This window comes from Streptomyces sp. NPDC090077 (assembly GCF_044747545.1).
In the GTDB taxonomy this organism is placed as follows: domain Bacteria; phylum Actinomycetota; class Actinomycetes; order Streptomycetales; family Streptomycetaceae; genus Streptomyces.
This window is the reverse complement of record NZ_JBIVEG010000025.1, coordinates 1-18,514: the sequence shown is the minus strand read 5'-3', so window position 1 is coordinate 18,514 and position 18,514 is coordinate 1. Positions and strand designations below refer to the sequence as shown.

The following is an 18,514-nucleotide window of genomic DNA, read 5'->3' as shown; positions in this document are numbered from 1 at the left end:
CGGGTTGTCCACAACGGAGCGGTGGTCCACAGGAATCGAGGGCTCCGAGCGGTGGTTCGCGGGGCGGCTCTAGCTTCGGGGCATGACTCTTCGAACGCGTACTTCAGCTCCGGTTCCGGCTCCGGCTCCGGGTCCGGCTTCAGGTCCGGCTCCGGCTCAGGGTTCAGCTCCGGTTCCGGCTCAGGGTTCAGCTCCAGGTGGGTCCACGGCTGCTCCTCCCGCGGGTGCGGGCGGCGGTGGCAGCGGGCCCGGGCGGGCGCGCCGGTCCGACGGGAGGTTCCGCGAGCGGCGCCGTGCCCGGCCGCGGCCCGATCCCGCCGAGGCGCGGCGCAGGGCCGAGGCCCTGCTGTCGGGCGGAACCCCGGGGGTGGGGGAGGAGACCGGGGCGCTGCGGGTGGCGGACCCGCCGGGGGCGGTCGGGGCGCCCGGTGCGGTGGACGCGCCGGGTGTCGCGGACCCGGCCGCCGGAGGGGCGTGGAGGCCCGCGCTGCGGGAGCGGCTGCCGGTGTGGCTGCAGGTCCGGTGCGGGGTGGAGCCGAGGACGGTGGCCGCCGTGGCGGTGGTGCTGGTGGTGGCGGTCGGGTTCGCCGCCCAGCAGTACTGGTCCGGCCGGCCGCAGCCGGTGACGGCCCCGGCCGTGCTCGGGCCCGGCGCCGTTCCTGCCGCCCCGGTGCCGTCGGCGGCCCCGGGAGGTACGGGGGCCCGGATCGTGGTGGACGTCAGCGGCAAGGTGCGCGAGCCCGGTGTGCGGAGGCTGCCCAGCGGCTCGCGGGTGGAGGACGCGCTGGCCGCCGCGGGGGGAGTGCGGCCGGGTACGGACACCTCCGGGCTGAACCGGGCCCGGGTCCTGGTGGACGGCGAACAGGTGCTGGTGGGTGCCGGCGCGCCGCCGGGTGCGGGAGGGCCGGCTCCCGGCGCGGGAGCGGGCGGGGCCGGGGCCGGGGCCGGGCCGCTGAGCCTGGCCGGTGCGACGGTCGAGCAGCTGGACGCGCTGCCCGGGGTGGGGCCCGTGCTCGCCCGGAACATCGTCGCCTTCCGCACCGCGCGGGGCGGGTTCCGGGCCGTGGAGGACCTCCGGCAGGTCGACGGGATCGGCGAGCGGAGGTTCGCCGAACTGCGCGGGCTGGTGCGGCCGTGAGCGGCGCCGGGGAGCGGGCGGGGGGAGCGCCGGCGGGGGGTGCGGGGGCCCGAGGTGAGTCGGCGCGGGGTGGGCCTGTTCAGGGTGAGCGGGCCGGAGGTGAGTCGGCGCGGGACGAGCGGGCCGGGCCGGTGGATCTGCGGCTGGCGGTGCCGGCCGTGGCGGCCTGGGGTGCGGCGGCCCTGGCGCTCGGGGTGCCGGGCGGGTGGAGCGCCGCCGGGGCGGGGCTCGCGGTGGCCGCGGCGGGGGTGCTGCTGCTCGCCGCCCTCCGCGGGGCGCAGCCGCTGTGGGGGGTCGGACCGGCCGTGGCCGCCGTGCTGCTCTGCGCCGCCGCCGGGGCGGGGGTGGCCGGGCTGGAGCGGGCCGAGGCGCGGGCGGGGCCGATGGCCCGGCTGGCCGGGGAACATGCCCGGGTGCGGGCGGAGCTCACCGTCGGCTCGGACCCCCGGACGGCCCGGGGCGGGGCCGGGCCGCCGGTGGTGGTGCTGGACGCGGTGCTGACCGGGGTGAGCGGCCCCGACGGGACGCGGACCCGGGTGGAGACCCCCGTGCGGGTGCTGGCCGGGCATCCGGGGTGGGCCCGGCTGGAGCCCTCGACCCGGGTCGCGGTGGTGGCCCGGCTGGCGCCGGCGCGGGACGGGGAGCGGGCCGTGGCCCTGCTCCGCCCGGCCGGGGACGTCCCGCCCCGGGTGACGGGCGGCCCGGACCAGGTGCAGCGGCTCGCGGGGGTGCTGCGGGGCGGGCTGCGGGAGGCCACCGAGGGGCTCCCCGGGGACGCCAGGGCCCTGCTGCCGGGGCTGGTGGTCGGGGACACCTCCCGGGTCCCGCCCGAGCTGCACGAGGCCTTCAGGGCCACCGACCTGCTGCACCTGCTGGCCGTCTCGGGCTCCAACCTGACCGTGGTGCTGTTCCTGCTGATCGGGTCCCCGGCCCGCGCGCAGCACGCCGAGCGGGGCGGGCTGGCGCCCCGGCTGGGACTCTCGCTGCGGGCCACCGCCCTGGGCGGGGCGGCGCTGACGCTGGCCTTCGTGGTGGTGTGCCGGCCCGACCCGAGCGTGCTGCGGGCCGCCGGCTGCGGGGCGGTCACCCTGCTGGCCCTCGCGACCGGGCGGCGCAGGTCCCTGGTCCCGGCGCTGGCCGGGGCGGTGCTGCTGCTGGTGCTGTACGACCCGTGGCTCGCCCGCAGCACCGGGTTCCTGCTCTCGGTGCTGGCGACCGGGGCGCTGCTGACCCTCGGGCCGCGCTGGAGCGGGGCCCTGCGGCGGCGGGGGACGCCGCCGCGGCTCGCCGACGCCCTGGGGGCGGCCCTCGCGGCGCAGGCCGTGTGCGCCCCGGTGGTGGCGGTGCTCTCCGCCCGGGTGAGCCTGGTCGCGGTGCCGTGCAACCTGCTGGCGGAGCTGGCGGCCGGTCCCGCCACCGTGCTCGGCTTCGCGGTCCTCGGAGCGGCCCCGCTGTCCATGCCCGTGGCGGAGCTGCTCGCCCGGTGCGCGGGGGTGCCCGCCGGGTGGATCGCCGCCGTGGCGCGGGCCGGGGCCCGGTTGCCGGGGGCGGAGCTGCCCTGGCCGGGCGGGCTGGTCGGCGGGCTGCTGCTGGCTGCGGCCGTGCCGGTCGCGGTGGGGCTCGGGGTCCGGTTCGGGCGGCGCCGCGGGGCCTGTGCCGTCGCGGCCGTGCTGCTGCTGGTCGCGGTGGTGCGGCCGCCGCAGCTGGTCCGTACCGTCACCGGCTGGCCGCCGCCGGGCTGGAGCTACGTCCAGTGCGCCGTGGGCCAGGGCGATGCGGCCGTGCTGGCCGCCGGCGCCGGTACGGCCGTCGTGGTCGACGCCGGGCCCGAGCCGGGGCCGGTCGACGCGTGCCTGCGCGCCCTGGGGGTGAGCCGGGTCCCGCTGCTCCTGCTGACGCACTTCCACGCCGACCACGTGGGAGGGGTCTCCGGGGTGCTGCGGGGCCGGTCCGTGGGTGTGATCGAAACCACCGTGCTGGAGGAGCCGGCCGCGCAGGCGGCCGCGGTCCGGCGGGCGGCGGCGCGGGCCGGGGTGCCCGTCGTGCCCGCGGTGCCGGGGGAGCGGCGCCGGACCGGGCTGCTGGAGTGGCAGGTGCTGTGGCCCTCGGCGACGGCTCCGCCGCCGGAGGGGCCCAACGACGCGAGCGTCGCCCTGCTGGTGCGTACCTCGGGTCTGACGCTCCTCCTGCTCGGAGACCTCGAACCCCCTTCGCAGGAAGCGCTTCTGAGGGAGCATCCGGAACTGGGCCCGGTGGACGTGCTCAAGGTCGCCCACCACGGATCGGCACACCAGGACCCCGGCCTCCAGGACCGGATCCGGCCGCGCCTGGCGATCGTCCCCGTCGGTGCCGGAAACCGCTACGGGCACCCCGCACCGGGCACGATCGCCCAGCTCAGGGCCCATGGGGCGGCCGTTTTGCGGACCGACGAGGACGGCTCCGTCGCCGTCTCGGGGAGCGGCGCCCGGATGCGTGCGTTTCCGGCCGGACGGCGTCCGAAAGTGCGTGGTCATACCGGGCGCGACCACTCTGTTTGCCCACAACCCGACAGCATGATCGAATGCCTCTTCGCCAGAACGGTCCAAGTCCACACAGCACGGGGGTGCACTAGCCATGTTCGGTCGCCGACGGGGGATGGAGACGACCAGTGGTGCCGCTTCGACCACATCCGCCACTCTCACACTGCCGCACACGGCGCGGCTGTTGAGCTGCCGGGTGCTCGACACGGTCCACCAGCCCATCCGCCAGGCCAAGTTCGAGGTCACCGACCCGATCGGCCGACGGGTCGTCAGCGGGGAGACGGATCCCTACGGGGGGTTCACGGCGGCGATGCCGGAGGGCGAGTACCGGCTCTCCGTCACCGCCGAGGGGTACGCGCCCTTCCACGGGGCGACGCTGGTGGGGGACCCGGCGCAGCCCGGCACGGCGGAGATCATCCTCGACTCGGTGGAGCCGCCGCTGCTGCCGCAGCCCGGTCACTGGGAGCTCGACCCGACGCACTCGTCGATCGCCTTCACCGCCCGGCACATGGGCTTCGCCCGGATCCACGGCCGGTTCACGACCTTCGCCGGAGCGGTGCGGATAGCCGAGCGCATGGAGGACTCCTCCATGCACGTGATCATCGATGCGGCGAGCATCGACACCGGGATGCGCCGGCGGGACGACCACCTGCGGTCCTCCGACTTCCTGGACGCGGTCCGCCACCCGCGGGTGGAGTTCTACAGCGAGCGGTTCATCCACCGCAGCGGCAGCCGCTGGGCCGTCGCGGGCGCCCTCACCCTCCACGGGGTCAGCCGCTCGGTCACCCTCGACACCCAGTACCTGGGCCACGGCACGGGCCTGGAGGGCGAGCCGCGGGCGGCCTGCCGCGCCACGGCCGAGCTGAACCGCGGGGACTTCGCGCTGAACTGGCAGTCCGTGCTGGCCCAGGGCATCGCGGCGATCGGGCCGACCGTGGAAGTGGAGCTGGACGTGCAGATCGTCCACAAGGCGTAGGCCGCGGGAGCGCCGCCCTACGGGGCTTCCAGCCAGCCCTCGTACTCGGCGGCGAGCTCGTCCAGCGCGGCGGCGTCGAGCCGCTCCCGGGGGTCCTCGACGACCACCAGCCACTGGGCGTCCTCGGCGTCGTCCTCGCCGGCGAGGGCGTCGCGCACCAACTGGGGCTCCTCGGGCAGGCCGAAGCGGTCCACGGCCTCCTGGGCCACCTCCTCGGCGGCGTCGCGGTCGGGCAGGACCAGTACATGTCGCACGTTCACCCGACCATTCTCGGGCACGGGGCGAGGGGTGCTGTCAGTGCGGCGTGGGATGCTGGGGGCGATGGCCACCAGGAAGAACCCCACCGACGATCCGCTCGCCCCGATCACCCTCGCGGTGGGGCAGGAGGACCTGCTGCTCGACCGCGCCGTGCGGGACGTGGTGACGGCCGCCCGCGCGGCCGACGCCGACACCGACGTACGGGACCTGACCTCCGACCAGCTCCAGCCCGGCACGCTGGCGGAGCTGACCAGCCCCTCGCTGTTCTCCGAGCGCAAGGTCCTGATCGTGCGGAACGCGCAGGACCTGGGCGCGGACGCGGTGAAGGAGCTCAAGGCCTACCTCGCCGAGCCGTACGAGGAGATCACCCTCGTCCTGCTGCACGCGGGCGGGGTCAAGGGCAAGGGCCTGCTGGACGCGGCGCGCAAGGCGGGTGCCCGCGAGGTCGCCTGCCCGAAGATGACGAAGGCGGCCGACCGGCTCTCGTTCGTCCGCGGGGAGTTCCGGACCCTGGGGCGCTCGGCGACCCCGGAGGCCTGCCAGACGCTGGTGGACGCGATCGGCAGCGACCTGCGGGAGCTGGCGAGCGCGGCGGCGCAGCTGTGCGCGGACGTCGAGGGCACCATCGACGAGGCCGTGGTCGGCCGCTACTACACGGGCCGTGCGGAGGCGTCCAGCTTCACGGTCGCCGACCGGGCGGTCGAGGGGCGGGCCGCGGAGGCCCTCGAAGCCCTCCGCTGGTCCCTGGCGACCGGTGTGGCCCCCGTTCTGATCACCAGCGCGCTGGCGCAGGCGGTCCGGGCCATCGGCAAGCTCGCCTCCGCCCCGCGCGGGGCCCGTCCGGGCGACCTCGCCCGGGACCTGGGCATGCCGCCGTGGAAGATCGACCGGGTCCGCCAGCAGATGCGGGGCTGGTCGGCGGACGGCGTCGCGGACGCGCTGCGCGCGGTCGCGCTGGCCGACGCCGGGGTCAAGGGCGGCGGGGACGACCCGGAGTACGCGCTGGAGAAGGCCGTCGTGGCCGTGGCGCGGGCCGCCAGGGCCCCGCGGGGGCGCTGAGCCCCTTCCGGGCCCCGGGGGACACACGAAGGCCCCGGATCCTCCCTGGGGAAGGGGGGATCCGGGGCCTTCGGTCACTGCTCTGTGCGCCGCACCCGCGTGGCGAACGCAGGCCGCGTGCGGCGCGGGGTGCCGGTCAGGAGCGGGAGAGAGGGCCCGCTGGGTCCGTCCCGGCGATCACATCGAGTGCGGAACTCAGATGGCGGCAACCTTGGAGGCCAGCGCCGACTTCTTGTTGGCGGCGGCGTTCTTGTGGATGACACCCTTCGAGACGGCCTTGTCCAGCTTCTTGGAAGCCAGGCGGGCCGCAGCGGTGGCCTTCTCCGCGTCGCCGGCGAGGATCGCCTCGTTGGCCTTGCGGATGAAGGTGCGCAGCTCGGACTTGACCGACTTGTTGCGAAGGCGAGCCTTCTCGTTGGTCTTGTTCCGCTTGATCTGGGACTTGATGTTCGCCACGAAAGAGCCTTTTCAGGTTCAGAGTTTTTTCGGATTCGTGTCACGTCTGCTGAGAGGGCATGCGAGACACAGCCACCCAGACTACCAGGCGCGCTTCGACCGGCCCAAACCGAGCGCATCCCCGCGTCCATGGGACCATGGGAGTCTGCGTACAAGTCTGCCTACCGATCCGACAGCAGATCCGACAGCGACCGAGAATCAGGACACTGCGTGCCCGCCATCCCCAGCCACGTGCCCGAGCCGAGCCGTACCGACCCGGCGCTGATCCGTAATTTCTGCATCATCGCGCACATCGACCACGGCAAGTCGACGCTCGCCGACCGGATGCTCCAGCTCACCGGTGTCGTCGACTCGCGGCAGATGCGCGCCCAGTACCTCGACCGCATGGACATCGAGCGCGAGCGCGGCATCACGATCAAGTCGCAGGCGGTCCGCCTGCCCTGGAGCCCCACCGAGGGCGCGGGCACGGGCACCACGCACATCCTGAACATGATCGACACCCCCGGGCACGTCGACTTCACCTACGAGGTCTCCCGCTCCCTCGCGGCGTGCGAGGGCACGATCCTGCTGGTGGACGCCGCCCAGGGCATCGAGGCCCAGACCCTCGCCAACCTGTACCTGGCGATGGAGAACGACCTCGCGATCGTCCCGGTCCTGAACAAGATCGACCTGCCGGCCGCCCAGCCGGAGAAGTTCGCCGAGGAGCTGGCGAACCTGGTCGGCTGCGACCCCGACGACGTGCTGCGCGTCTCGGCGAAGACCGGCCTCGGCGTCGACGCCCTGCTCAACCGCGTCGTCGAGACCGTCCCGGCCCCGGTCGGCGTCAAGGACGCCCCCGCCCGCGCGATGATCTTCGACTCGGTCTACGACTCGTACCGGGGCGTCGTCACCTACGTCCGCGTGGTCGACGGCACGCTCAACAAGCGCGAGCGCATCCGGATGATGTCGACGAACGCCACGCACGAGCTGCTGGAGATCGGCACCAACTCGCCCGAGATGCTGCCGGCCGACGGCCTGTCCGTCGGCGAGGTGGGCTACCTGATCACCGGCGTGAAGGACGTCCGCCAGTCCAAGGTCGGCGACACCATCACCCAGATGACGGGCGGCGCCACCGAGTCCCTCGGCGGCTACAAGGACCCGAAGCCGATGGTCTTCTCGGGCCTGTACCCGCTCGACGGCTCGGACTACCCGGAGCTGCGCGAGGCCCTGGACAAGCTCCAGCTCAACGACGCCGCGCTCGTCTACGAGCCGGAGACCTCGGCGGCGCTCGGCTTCGGCTTCCGCGTCGGCTTCCTCGGCCTGCTGCACCTGGACGTGGTCCGCGAGCGCCTGGAGCGCGAGTTCGGCCTCGACCTGATCGCCACCGCGCCCAACGTGGTCTACCGGGTGGTGATGGAGGACCGCACGGAGGTCACCGTCACCAACCCGAGCGAGTTCCCCGAAGGCAAGATCAAGGACGTCTTCGAGCCGGTCGTCCGGGCCACCGTGCTCGCGCCGACCGAGTTCATCGGCGCGATCATGGAGCTCTGCCAGCAGCGCCGCGGCACCCTGCTCGGCATGGACTACCTCTCCGAGGACCGCGTCGAGATCCGCTACACGCTCCCCCTCGCGGAGATCGTGTTCGACTTCTTCGACCAGCTGAAGTCCAAGACGCGCGGCTACGCCTCCCTCGACTACGAGCCCACCGGCGAGCAGGCCTCCAGCCTGGTCAAGGTCGACATCCTGCTGCACGGCGACAAGGTCGACGCCTTCTCCGCCGTCTGCCACAAGGACGCCGCCTACGCCTACGGCGTGCGCCTGGTCGCCAAGCTGCGCGAGCTCATCCCGCGGCAGGCCTTCGAGGTGCCGATCCAGGCCGCCGTCGGCTCCCGCGTCATCGCCCGCGAGACCATCCGCGCCATCCGCAAGGACGTCCTCGCCAAGTGCTACGGCGGTGACATCTCCCGTAAGCGGAAGCTGCTGGAGAAGCAGAAGGAAGGCAAGAAGCGGATGAAGATGGTCGGCTCCGTGGAGGTCCCCCAGGAGGCCTTCATCGCCGTCCTGTCCAGCGACGAGTCCAGCGGCAAGAAGAAGTAGCCGCTGTATGCGAAAGAGGCCCCCGAGCGTACGCTCGGGGGCCTCTTTCGTTATGAATCGGCCGCCGGTTGGCTCTTACGCGCCAGCCGGAGGGCCCCTACCCTGAGCATTGGTTACCCGCCAGTTACAAGCCCGTAGTCATGCCCGTAGTCATGCCCGAACAGGCCCTGCCGCGTGGTCCGGAGGACGTCCGTGAGCGACACACAGACCTTGATCGAGAACCGTCCGCCCACCGTGGCGGCCCTCTTCCTTGACCGCGTCGCCGCCACGCCGAACGCGGAGGCCTACCGCTTCCCCGTGGCAGCTGCCGGCCGCGAGGGCGGTCCCGACGACTGGAAGTCGCTCAGCTGGGGGCAGGCCGCCGACCGGGTCTTCGCCATCGCCGCCGGACTCGTCGCCCTCGGCCTGCGCCCCGAGCAGCGGGTCGCGCTCGCCTCCAACACCCGGGTCGAGTGGATCCTCTCGGACCTCGGCGTGATGTGCGCCGGCGGCGCGGTGACCACCATCTACCCCAGCACCAACGCCGACGAGTCCGCCTTCATCCTCTCGGACTCCGAGAGCCGGGTGCTGATCGCCGAGGACGCGAAGCAGCTGGCCAAGGCCCGCGAGCGCCGCGCCGACCTGCCCGACCTCGCCCACGTGGTGGTCCTGGAGGCGGCCGACGCCGTGCCCGCCGAGGGGGACCCGGAGGGCTGGGTGCTCTCCCTCGCCGAGCTGGAGGAGCGCGGCAGGGAGTACCTCGCCAAGCACCCCGCGGCGGTCAAGGAGCGGATCGCGGCCATCACCCCCGACCAGCTCGCCACCCTCATCTACACCTCCGGCACCACCGGCCGCCCCAAGGGCGTCCGCCTGCCGCACGACAACTGGTCGTACATGGCCAAGGCCACCGTGGCCACCGGCATGATCAACTCGGACGACGTCCAGTACCTGTGGCTGCCGCTGGCCCACGTCTTCGGCAAGGTGCTCACCTCCGGCCAGATCGAGGTCGGCCACGTCACCGCCGTCGACGGCCGCATCGACAAGATCATCGAGAACCTGCCGGTCGTCCAGCCCACCTACATGGCGGCCGTCCCGCGCATCTTCGAGAAGGTCTACAACGGCGTGGCCGCCAAGGCCCGGGCCGGCGGCGGGGCCAAGTACAAGATCTTCCAGTGGTCCGTGGGCGTCGCCCGCGAGTACGCCAAGGTCACCCAGGACAACTATCGCCGCACCGGCCGGGCCACCGCCCCCCTCGGCCTCTCCGCCAAGCACAAGGTCGCCGACGCCCTCGTCTACTCCAAGCTCCGCGAGGCCTTCGGCGGCCGCCTGCGCGCCGCCGTCTCCGGCGCCTCCGCCCTGGCCCCCGACATCGGCTACTTCTTCTCCGGCGCCGGCATCCACATCCTGGAGGGCTACGGCCTCACCGAGTCCAGCGCGGCCTCCTTCGTCAACCCCGGCGAGGCCTACCGCACCGGCACGGTCGGCAAGCCGCTCCCCGGCACCGAGGTGCGCATCGCCGACGACGGCGAGGTCATGCTGCGCGGCCCCGGCATCATGCAGGGCTACCACCGCCAGCCCGACAAGACCGCCGAGGTCCTCGAAAGCGACGGCTGGCTGCACACCGGCGACATCGGCGAGCTCTCCCCGGACGGCTACCTGCGCATCACCGACCGCAAGAAGGACCTGATCAAGACCTCCGGCGGCAAGTACGTCGCCCCGGCGGAGATCGAGGGCCGGTTCAAGGCGATCTGCCCCTACGTGTCGACCATCGTCGTCCACGGCGCCGACCGGAACTTCTGCTCCGCCCTGATCGCCCTCGACGAGCCCGCCATCCTGGGCTGGGCCGCCGAGAACGGCCTGGAGGGCAAGACGTACGGCGAGGTCCTCGCCGCGGCCGAGACCGGCCGGCTGGTCGAGACGTACGTCCAGACCCTCAACGAGGACCTCCAGCGCTGGCAGACGATCAAGAAGTTCCGGATCCTGCCGCGCGACCTCGACGTCGAGCACGGCGACCTCACCCCCAGCCTCAAGCTGAAGCGGCCGGTGGTCGAGCGCGAGTTCAAGCACCTCATCGAGGAGATGTACGAGGGCTCCAGGGAGGCGTAGCCTCCGCCCCGGGCCGAGGGCGTAAACGACCATGGGGCGGTGCGGGACAATGGGCTCATGCCTTCCGCACTGCCCGATGGTGACCCCATGCCCGAAGACGGCTCGCTGCCGTCGCACGCCCTGGAGGGCGCCGGGGACCGGCCGCTCGGGTTCTACCTGCACGTCCCGTACTGCGCCACCCGCTGCGGGTACTGCGACTTCAACACGTACACCGCCACCGAGCTGCGCGGCACCGGCGGCGTGCTCGCCTCCCGGGAGAACTACGCCGACACCCTGATCGACGAGGTCCGCCTCGCCCGCAAGGTCCTCGGCGACGACCCGCGCGCCGTGCGGACCGTCTTCGTCGGCGGCGGCACGCCCACGCTGCTGCCCGCCCGGGACCTCGTCCGCATGCTCGCGGCGATCCGCGACGAGTTCGGGCTGGCCGAGGACGCCGAGGTCACCACCGAGGCCAACCCGGAGTCCGTGGACCCCGCGTACCTGGCCGAGCTGCGGGCCGGCGGGTTCAACCGGATCTCCTTCGGCATGCAGAGCGCCCGGCAGCACGTCCTGAAGGTCCTCGACCGCACCCACACCCCCGGCCGCCCCGAGGCCTGCGTGGCCGAGGCGCGGGCGGCGGGCTTCGAGCACGTCAACCTCGACCTGATCTACGGCACCCCCGGCGAGTCCGACGACGACTGGCGGGCCTCCCTGGAGGCCGCGCTCGGCGCGGGCCCCGACCACGTCAGCGCCTACGCCCTGATCGTCGAGGAGGGCACCCAGCTGGCCCGCCGGATCCGCCGCGGCGAGGTCCCGATGACCGACGACGACGTGCACGCCGACCGGTACCTGATCGCCGACGAGGTCATGGCCGCGGCCGGCTACTCCTGGTACGAGGTCTCGAACTGGGCCACCACCGAGGCCGGCCGCTGCCTGCACAACGAGCTGTACTGGCGAGGCGCCGACTGGTGGGGCGCGGGCCCCGGCGCCCACTCGCACGTGGGCGGGGTCCGCTGGTGGAACGTGAAGCACCCCGGCGCGTACGCGGCCGCCCTCGCGGAGGGCCGCTCCCCGGGCGCGGGACGCGAGCTGCTGTCGGCGGAGGACCGGCGGGTGGAGCGGATCCTGCTGGAGCTCCGCCTCGTGGACGGCGTCCCGCTGTCCCTGCTGGCCCCCGCAGGCCTGGCGGCCTCCCGCCGCGCCCTGGCCGACGGCCTGCTGGAAGCGGCCCCCTACGATGCCGGACGGGCGGTCCTGACGCTGCGCGGACGGCTGCTGGCGGACGCGGTGGTGCGGGACCTGGTGGACTGATCACTCCCCCGAGTGATTCGCTGCGGATACGGGCAGGTGCGGCCTAGCCTGTTCGTAGCCTTCTGCCGTGACCGCTGTGGACGATCGCCGGATGGCCGAGTACTTCGCGAGCTTCGAGGCTCCCGAAGGGGTCAAGGCCGAGCTCCTCAGGGGAGAGATCGTCATGACGGCCGGGCAGGACGTGGTCCACAACCTGATCGTCACGTTTGTGCAGCGGCAGATCCCCGTGGACCGCTGGTACTCGCTCCAGACACAGGATGTGGACATCCAGGCGGAATCCTCCCAACCGCAGCCGGACCTCGCCGTACTGCCGATCGGGGCGGCGCCGGAGTCGGGTCGTCCGCTGGACGCGGGCGCCTTGGCGATGGTGGTTGAAGTCGTCTCCAGGACCAGCAAGCTGCGCGACCACCTGACGAAGCGCTTCGTCTATGCGGCCGGCGGGATCCCCACGTACCTGATCGTCGACCCTTTCCAGGCCGAGTGCACGGTCCTCAGCGAACCCTTCGGTGCCGGCGAAGGGGCCGACTACCGGGTCACGCGCAGGGGCAAGTTCGGCGAGCCGGTCCCGCTCGACGTCCTCGGCGTCACGCTCGACACCACCGAGTTCGGCACCCTCGCGTAGCCCCGGTCAGGGAGCCGTGACGAAGTCGATCAGCTCCTCCACCCGCCCCAGCAGCGTCGGCTCCAGATCGCGGTAGGACGTCACGCGGGACAGGATGTGCTGCCAGGCGGCGCCGGTGTTCTCCGGCCAGCCCAGGGCCCGGCAGACGCCCGTCTTCCAGTCCTGGCCGCGCGGCACCTCCGGCCAGGCCCGGATGCCCAGCGCCGACGGCTTCACCGCCTGCCAGACGTCCACGTACGGGTGGCCCACCACCAGCACGTCCGGCCCCGTCACCGAGGCCGCGATCCGGGACTCCTTCGAGCCCGGTACGAGGTGGTCGACCAGGACCCCGAGACGGGCGTCCGGGCCGGGGGAGAACTCGGCCACCACCGTCGCCAGGTCGTCGACGCCCTCCAGGTACTCCACCACCACGCCCTCGATGCGCAGGTCGTCGCCCCAGACCCGCTCGACCAGCTCGGCGTCGTGCCGCCCCTCCACGTAGATCCGCCCCGCCCGCGCCACCCGCGCCCGCGCCCCCGGGACGGCGATCGAGCCCGAGGCCGTACGGGCGGGCGCGGCGGGCCCGCGCGCGGGGCGGGTCAGGGTGACCACCGCGCCGTCGAGCAGGAAGCCGCGCGGCTCCAGCGGGAACACCCGGCGCTTGCCGAAGCGGTCCTCCAGGGTCACCGTGCCCGCCTCGCAGGCCACCACCGCGCCGCAGAAGTCCGTACCCGCCACCTCGACCACCAGGTCCGGGTCCGCCGGCACCTCAGGCACGGGCTTGGCGCGCTTCCACTGCGGGGTCAGGTCGGGGGAGTACTCACGCATCCGGCCGACACTAGGAGAGCCGGCGCCCTCACGCCCCCGACACGCCGAACCTGGCCGCCAGTGTGTCGCGTTGCGCACGCACGAACTCCGCGTCCACCAGCGCTCCGTGACCCGGCACGTACACCGCGTCGTCCCCGCCCAGCGACAGCAGCCGGTCCAGGGCGGCCGGCCACTGGCCCGGCACCGCGTCCGAGCCGGCCTGGGGCTCGCCCGACTCCTCGACCAGGTCCCCGCAGAACACCGCCTCCCGCTCGCCCGGCACGAAGATGGCCAGGTCGTGCTCGGAGTGCGCGGGCCCCACGTTCGCCAGCAGCACCTGCACCCCGCCCAGCTCCAGCGTCCACTCGCCCGACACCAGGTGCCGGGGCGCCTGGAGCAGGTCCGCCGCCTCCGCGGCCTCCGCCTCCGGCAGACCCATCCGGACCGCGCTCACCCGCACGTCCTCGCGGCCCGCCGGGGCCGACAGCATCCGCTCCAGGCCGACCGCCCCGAAGAACTCGGCGCCCGAGAAGGCCGCACCCCCCAGCACGTGGTCGAAATGTCCGTGCGTGAATGCGATATGGGTCACGCGGCGGCCCGTCAGCCGCTCCGCCTCGGCGCGCACCTGCGCCCCCTCGCGCACGGAGGATCCCGGGTCGATCAGCAGCACCGACTCGTCCCCCACCACCAGTCCCACGGTGCAGTCCCACACCGGGAGCCGTCGCCGGCCCACCCGTCCGGTGACCCGTTCCCAGCCCGCCTCTTCCCAATGCACGTCCATGCGGTGACGCTACCCTGGCGGGCCGCCCTTGCCCCCGGCGTACTACCCGGCCGTACACTGACCGGGGGATCTCTGGCACTCCCGAGCGCAGAGTGCCAACAAGCCAGGACCGGCCCCGAAGGCCCGACCGTCGACCGACCGCATCCGGAGGTGTGCGCGATGCTCAGCGAACGCAGACTCGAGGTGCTGCGCGCCATCGTCCAGGACTACGTCGGGACGGAGGAGCCCGTCGGCTCCAAGGCGCTCACCGAGCGGCACAAGCTCGGCGTCTCGCCCGCCACCGTGCGCAACGACATGGCCGTGCTGGAGGAGGAGGGCTACATCGCCCAGCCCCACACCAGCGCCGGCCGGATCCCCACGGACAAGGGCTACCGGCTCTTCGTCGACAAGCTGGCGGGCGTCAAGCCGCTGTCGACGCCCGAGCGCCGGGCCATCCAGAACTTCCTCGACGGGGCCGTCGACCTCGACGACGTGGTCGGCCGCACGGTACGGCTGCTCGCGCAGCTCACCCGGCAGGTCGCCGTCGTCCAGTACCCGTCGCTGACCCGCTCCACCGTGCGGCACGTCGAGCTGCTGTCGCTGGCCCCGGCCCGGCTGATGCTCGTCCTGATCACCGACACCGGGCGGGTCGAACAGCGGCTGGTCGACACCCAGACCCCCTTCGGCGAGAACTCCCTCGCCGATCTGCGGGCGCGCCTGAACAGCAGGGTCGTCGGCCGTCGCTTCACCGACGTGCCGCAGCTGGTGCAGGACCTTCCGGAGTCGTTCGAGATCGACGACCGGGCGACCGTCAAGGCCGTCCTCGCGACCCTCCTCGAAACGCTGGCCGAGGAGGCGGAGGAGCGGCTGATGATCGGCGGCACCGCCAACCTCACCCGTTTCGGACATGATTTTCCCCTGACCATCCGGCCCGTGCTCGAAGCGCTGGAGGAGCACGTGGTGCTCCTGAAGCTGCTGGGCGAGGCCGGCGAGTCGGGGATGGCCGTACGCATCGGTCACGAGAACGCCTACGAGGGACTCAACTCCACGTCGGTCGTGTCCGTCGGCTACGGTTCGGGCGGCGAAGCAGTCGCCAAACTCGGCGTGGTCGGACCGACCCGCATGGACTACCCCGGAACGATGGGAGCGGTACGCGCAGTGGCACGTTACGTCGGACAGATCCTGGCGGAGTCGTAAGTGGCCACGGACTACTACGCCGTACTCGGCGTGCGCCGCGACGCATCGCAGGACGAGATCAAGAAGGCCTTCCGCCGACTCGCCCGTGAGCTCCACCCGGACGTCAACCCGGACCCGAAGACGCAAGAGCGCTTCAAGGAGATCAACGCGGCCTACGAGGTCCTCTCGGACCCGCAGAAGAAGCAGGTCTACGACCTCGGCGGCGACCCCCTGTCCTCCTCGGGCGGCGGTGGCGGCGCGGGCGGCTTCGGTGCCGGCGGCTTCGGCAACTTCTCCGACATCATGGACGCCTTCTTCGGCCAGTCCCAGCAGCGCGGCCCGCGCTCGCGGACCCGCCGCGGCCAGGACGCCATGATCCGCCTGGACCTGGAACTGGACGAGGCCGCCTTCGGCACGACCAAGGACATCCAGGTCGACACGGCCGTCGTCTGCGGCACCTGCTCCGGCGAGGGCGCCGCCCCCGGCACCTCGGCGCAGACCTGTGACATGTGCCGCGGCCGCGGCGAGGTCTCCCAGGTCACCCGGTCCTTCCTGGGCCAGGTCATGACCTCGCGCCCCTGCCCGCAGTGCCAGGGCTTCGGCACCGTGGTCCCGACCCCGTGCCCCGAGTGCGCGGGCGACGGCCGGGTCCGCTCCCGCCGCAGCCTCACCGTCAAGATCCCCGCCGGTGTCGAGAACGGCACCCGGATCCAGCTCGCGGGCGAGGGCGAGGTCGGCCCCGGCGGCGGCCCCGCCGGCGACCTCTACGTGGAGATCCACGAGCTGCCGCACCCGACCTTCCAGAGGCGCGGGGACGACCTGCACTGCACGGTCACCATCCCCATGACGGCCGCGGCCCTGGGCACCAAGTGCCCGCTGGAGACGCTGGACGGCATGGAGGAGATCGACATCCGGCCCGGCACCCAGTCCGGGCAGGCCATCCCGCTGCACGGGCGGGGCGTCACCCACCTGCGCGGCGGCGGCCGCGGCGACCTGATCGTCCACGTCGAGGTCACCACCCCCGGCAAGCTGGACGCCCAGCAGGAGGAGCTGCTGCGCCAGCTCGCCAAGCTGCGCGGCGAAGAGCGGCCGATGGGCCAGTTCGCCCCCGGCCAGCAGGGTCTGTTCAGCCGTCTGAAGGACGCGTTCAACGGCCGCTGAGTCGGCCCGGGGAACTCGTACGAGCCCGGTCCGGGGACGCCCCGGACCGGGCTCCGTGCTGTCCGGGGCCTGGCCGCGGCGGTTCCCGGACACGTTGCGGAAGCGGACTATGCCAGGCGAATGCGACGGTTCGGCGCGGTGGCCGGGACGTGGCACGATGCAGTCCATGTCCTCCGCACCGAACGGCCTCCCGCCGTACCCGATCGTGCAGGCTCCCATGGCGGGCGGCGCCTCCTGCCCGCCGCTCGTCGCCGCGGTGTGCGAGGCGGGCGGGCTCGGCTACCTCGCCGGCGGCTACAAGACCGCCGACGGCATGTACCAGGAGATCAAGCGGACGCGGGGCCTCACCCGGCGCCCCTTCGGCGTGAACCTCCTCATGCCGCAGACCGGGTACGTGGACCCGGCCGCGGTGGAGACCTACCGCGGGCAGCTGGCCGGCGAGGCCGGCTGGTACGAGGTCTCGCTCGCCCCCGAGGACATCATCGGCACCTCCGACGACGGTTACGAGGCCAAGCTCGCCATCCTGCTGGAGGACCCCGTCCCGGTGGTCTCCTTCACCTTCGGCACCCCCGCGCCCGCCGTGCTGGAGCGGCTGCGCAGGGCCGGCACGCACACCGTCGTCACCGTCACCTCCGTCGACGAGGCCCGCTCCGCGCAGGCGGCCGGGGCCGGCTCCGTCTGCGTCCAGGGCATCGAGGCGGGCGGCCACCAGGGCACCCACCGCGACGACCCGGAGACCGACGGCACGGCCGGCGTCGGCCTGCTCGCGCTGGTCGCGCAGGTACGGGAGGCCGTGGCCCTGCCCGTCACCGCCGCCGGCGGGCTGATGCGCGGGGCGCAGATCGCGGCGGTGCTCGCGGCCGGAGCGGACGCGGCCCAGCTCGGCACCGCCTTCCTGGCCTGCCCGGAGTCGGGCGCGCACCCGCTGCACAAGAAGGCCCTGACCGACCCGATGTTCCCGCACACGGAACTGACCCGGGCCTTCACCGGACGGCCCGCCCGGGGCCTGGTCAACCGCTTCATGCGGGAGCACGGGCCGTACGCCCCGGCCGCCTACCCGCAGGTCCACCACCTGACCGCGGGGCTGCGCAGGGCGGCCGCGGCGGCCGGGGACCCGCAGGGCATGTCCCTGTGGGCGGGCCAGGGGCACCGGCTGGCGCGGGCGCTGCCGGCCGGTGAGCTGGTGGAGGTGCTCGCGGCCGAACTGGCCGAGGCGCAGAACGCGTTGAACGCATTGCAGACGAGGAGAACGTCATGACGGCCCCCGTGTTCGTGGTCGAAGAGGTTCCGGCGGGGCCGGAGTTCGTGCTGGAGGGCCCCGAGGGACGGCACGCGGTGTCCGTGAAGCGGCTGGGCCCGGGTGAGGACGTGGTCCTCACGGACGGGCGGGGCCGCTGGGCCGAGGGCGTCGTCAAGGCGGCCGAGGGCAAGGACCGCCTGGTGGTCATGGACCTGGAGAGCGTGCTGGAGGAGCCGGAGCCCGACGTGCGGATCACGGTGGTGCAGGCGCTGCCGAAGGGCGACCGGGGCGAGGTGGCGGTCGAGACGATGACGGAGACCGGCGTCGACGCCATCGTGCCGTGGCAGGCCTCGCGGTGCATCACGCAGTGGCGCGGCGACCGGGGGGAGAAGTCCCTGGCCAAGTGGCGTTCCACGGCCAGGGAGTCGGGCAAGCAGTCACGCCGGGTCCGGTTCCCGGAGGTGGCCGGGGCGATGTCCACGAAGCAGGTGGCAGCGCTGCTGGCGCAGGCCGACCTGGCGGTGGTGCTGCACGAGGACCGCGACACCCCTTCGGAGGCGCTGGCGACGGCCGTGCTGCCGGAGAAGGGGTCCGTGGTGCTCGTGGTCGGCCCCGAGGGCGGGGTCTCGCCGGAGGAACTGGCGGCCTTCGCCGAGGCCGGGGCGCGGCCGTACCGGCTGGGGCGGTCCGTGCTGCGCACCTCCACCGCCGGGACGGCGGCCGCGGCGGTCCTGCTGGCGCGGACGGGGCGCTGGTCGTAGCCGTTGCCCTGGCCGGGCGGGTCGGGGGCGCCGGGTGCGGCCGCCGTGCCGCTGCGCGGGCTGCTCCCCGCCCCGCCCTTCGCCCGTTCCCTGGGGGCTCCGCCCCCAGACCCCCGCGCCTCAAACGCCGGCGGGGCTGATTTCAGCCCCG

The 18,514-nt window shown here is 73.6% G+C and carries 15 protein-coding genes and 1 pseudogene; 12 read left to right on the top strand and 4 right to left on the bottom strand.

The annotated features are described in order from the left end of the window. The first annotated feature begins 367 nt into the window (after window positions 1–367). The 3 genes and pseudogenes from ACIPW5_RS30650 to ACIPW5_RS30640 all read left to right on the top strand — a co-directional run bounded on the left by ACIPW5_RS30650 (window position 368) and on the right by ACIPW5_RS30640 (window position 4,633). The gene (locus tag ACIPW5_RS30650) at window positions 368–1,138 is read left to right on the top strand and encodes a helix-hairpin-helix domain-containing protein (protein ID WP_401251798.1); all 771 of its coding nucleotides are present in this window, start codon (window positions 368–370) and stop codon (window positions 1,136–1,138) included. 131 nt (window positions 1,139–1,269) lie between these two features. Further along, a pseudogene (locus tag ACIPW5_RS30645) lies at window positions 1,270–3,615 on the top strand (ComEC/Rec2 family competence protein); the annotation flags it as partial. Window positions 3,616–3,751: 136 nt separating this feature from the next. Beyond that, window positions 3,752–4,633: a YceI family protein gene (locus tag ACIPW5_RS30640; RefSeq protein WP_401251795.1), complete on the top strand. Its 882-nt coding sequence runs from the start codon at window positions 3,752–3,754 to the stop codon at window positions 4,631–4,633. 17 nt (window positions 4,634–4,650) lie between these two features. Here ACIPW5_RS30640 and ACIPW5_RS30635 read toward each other — a convergent pair whose 3' ends face one another. Next, window positions 4,651–4,893, bottom strand: coding sequence for a hypothetical protein (locus ACIPW5_RS30635; RefSeq protein ID WP_401251793.1), 243 nt, complete (start codon window positions 4,891–4,893; stop codon window positions 4,651–4,653). A 61-nt stretch (window positions 4,894–4,954) separates the two neighbouring features. Here ACIPW5_RS30635 and holA point away from each other — a divergent pair, with 61 nt between their 5' ends. Continuing rightward, window positions 4,955–5,950 carry a DNA polymerase III subunit delta gene (gene holA, locus ACIPW5_RS30630; protein WP_401251790.1) on the top strand — a complete coding sequence of 332 codons (996 nt, stop codon included), beginning with the start codon at window positions 4,955–4,957 and terminating at the stop codon, window positions 5,948–5,950. A 195-nt stretch (window positions 5,951–6,145) separates the two neighbouring features. Here holA and rpsT read toward each other — a convergent pair whose 3' ends face one another. Then, the gene (gene rpsT / locus ACIPW5_RS30625; RefSeq protein WP_030030523.1) at window positions 6,146–6,406 is read right to left on the bottom strand and encodes a 30S ribosomal protein S20; all 261 of its coding nucleotides are present in this window, start codon (window positions 6,404–6,406) and stop codon (window positions 6,146–6,148) included. 210 nt (window positions 6,407–6,616) lie between these two features. Between rpsT and lepA the strand changes: the two genes are divergently transcribed. The 4 genes from lepA to ACIPW5_RS30605 all read left to right on the top strand — a co-directional run bounded on the left by lepA (window position 6,617) and on the right by ACIPW5_RS30605 (window position 12,479). Next, window positions 6,617–8,482 carry a translation elongation factor 4 gene (lepA, locus tag ACIPW5_RS30620; RefSeq protein WP_401251787.1) on the top strand — a complete coding sequence of 622 codons (1,866 nt, stop codon included), beginning with the start codon at window positions 6,617–6,619 and terminating at the stop codon, window positions 8,480–8,482. Between the two features lie 192 nt (window positions 8,483–8,674). Next, window positions 8,675–10,567, top strand: a complete 1,893-nt coding sequence (locus ACIPW5_RS30615; RefSeq protein WP_401251784.1) for an AMP-dependent synthetase/ligase — start codon at window positions 8,675–8,677, stop codon at window positions 10,565–10,567. Between the two features lie 57 nt (window positions 10,568–10,624). Next, window positions 10,625–11,857, top strand: a complete 1,233-nt coding sequence (gene hemW / locus ACIPW5_RS30610) for a radical SAM family heme chaperone HemW (RefSeq protein ID WP_401251781.1) — start codon at window positions 10,625–10,627, stop codon at window positions 11,855–11,857. A 67-nt stretch (window positions 11,858–11,924) separates the two neighbouring features. Further along, window positions 11,925–12,479: a Uma2 family endonuclease gene (locus tag ACIPW5_RS30605; RefSeq protein ID WP_401251778.1), complete on the top strand. Its 555-nt coding sequence runs from the start codon at window positions 11,925–11,927 to the stop codon at window positions 12,477–12,479. 6 nt (window positions 12,480–12,485) lie between these two features. On the opposite strand, the gene ACIPW5_RS30600 is transcribed toward ACIPW5_RS30605, so the two are convergent. Further along, window positions 12,486–13,286 carry a DUF3097 domain-containing protein gene (locus ACIPW5_RS30600; protein WP_401251775.1) on the bottom strand — a complete coding sequence of 267 codons (801 nt, stop codon included), beginning with the start codon at window positions 13,284–13,286 and terminating at the stop codon, window positions 12,486–12,488. A gap of 28 nt (window positions 13,287–13,314) precedes the next feature. Further along, a complete protein-coding gene (locus ACIPW5_RS30595) occupies window positions 13,315–14,046 on the bottom strand; it encodes an MBL fold metallo-hydrolase (protein ID WP_401251772.1) in 732 nt (243 codons plus the stop codon). 159 nt (window positions 14,047–14,205) lie between these two features. On the opposite strand from ACIPW5_RS30595, the gene hrcA reads away from it, so the two are divergent. The 4 genes from hrcA (at window position 14,206) to ACIPW5_RS30575 (ending at window position 18,363) form a co-directional block, all read left to right on the top strand. Beyond that, window positions 14,206–15,222, top strand: a complete 1,017-nt coding sequence (gene hrcA / locus ACIPW5_RS30590; protein ID WP_362474602.1) for a heat-inducible transcriptional repressor HrcA — start codon at window positions 14,206–14,208, stop codon at window positions 15,220–15,222. Further along, the gene (dnaJ, locus tag ACIPW5_RS30585) at window positions 15,223–16,362 is read left to right on the top strand and encodes a molecular chaperone DnaJ (protein ID WP_401251769.1); all 1,140 of its coding nucleotides are present in this window, start codon (window positions 15,223–15,225) and stop codon (window positions 16,360–16,362) included. 166 nt (window positions 16,363–16,528) lie between these two features. Beyond that, window positions 16,529–17,620 (top strand): nitronate monooxygenase, encoded by a 1,092-nt coding sequence (locus tag ACIPW5_RS30580; RefSeq protein WP_401251766.1) that lies wholly within the window; start codon window positions 16,529–16,531, stop codon window positions 17,618–17,620. Continuing rightward, window positions 17,617–18,363 carry a 16S rRNA (uracil(1498)-N(3))-methyltransferase gene (locus ACIPW5_RS30575; protein WP_401251763.1) on the top strand — a complete coding sequence of 249 codons (747 nt, stop codon included), beginning with the start codon at window positions 17,617–17,619 and terminating at the stop codon, window positions 18,361–18,363. The genes ACIPW5_RS30580 and ACIPW5_RS30575 overlap by 4 nt, the downstream gene beginning before the upstream one ends. Window positions 18,364–18,514 lie beyond the last annotated feature (151 nt).